This is a genomic window from Candidatus Hakubella thermalkaliphila (genome assembly GCF_013281975.1).
Classification (GTDB): Bacteria; Actinomycetota; Humimicrobiia; order Hakubellales; family Hakubellaceae; genus Hakubella; species Hakubella thermalkaliphila.
Window position 1 is genome coordinate 1 of sequence record NZ_BLRZ01000495.1, and the last position, 516, is coordinate 516.

The window sequence follows — 516 nt, forward strand, 5'->3', positions numbered from 1 at the left end:
CCATCACCTTGCCAATCTGGTAGAGGCCTTGCATCGAGAGAACCTGGCCTTGAAGGCAGAGAATCAGAGACTAAGGGATGAGATCAACCGATTAAAAGGTGAAAAGGGTAAACCTGATCTAAAACCTAAAGCGCCTGGCAAGAGGGACCAGATCGATAAAAGACCAGAACCTAAGAAAGAATGGAAGAAACAGACTAAGCTGGATAAGGTAAAGATAGACCACACCAAGGTAATAAGATATGAGGGCCCCCTTGCTGATGACGCCCAGCCTAAAGGGTATCGCAGTATCGTGGTCCAGGACATCATCATAAAGACCAACAACATTGAGTATAAGTTAGAACGATACTATTCTTCATCTATCCTGAAAATAGGTTTTTCATTCTTTCGTGGTGCCGCTGTAGGCGGCATGAGTGACTTGTAAAGAGACATATGAGGCCCCTCTGCCTGATTATGTAGAGGGGGAATTCGGTGCCCTTCTAAAATCCTGGGTGCTCTTCTGGTATTTCCACAGTAGAA

At 45.3% G+C, this 516-nt stretch carries 1 pseudogene; it reads left to right on the forward strand.

Going from position 1 to position 516, the window contains the following annotated elements:
• Window positions 1–421: pseudogene (locus tag HW443_RS12885) on the forward strand (hypothetical protein); the annotation flags it as partial.
• Between the last annotated feature and the right edge of the window lie 95 nt (window positions 422–516).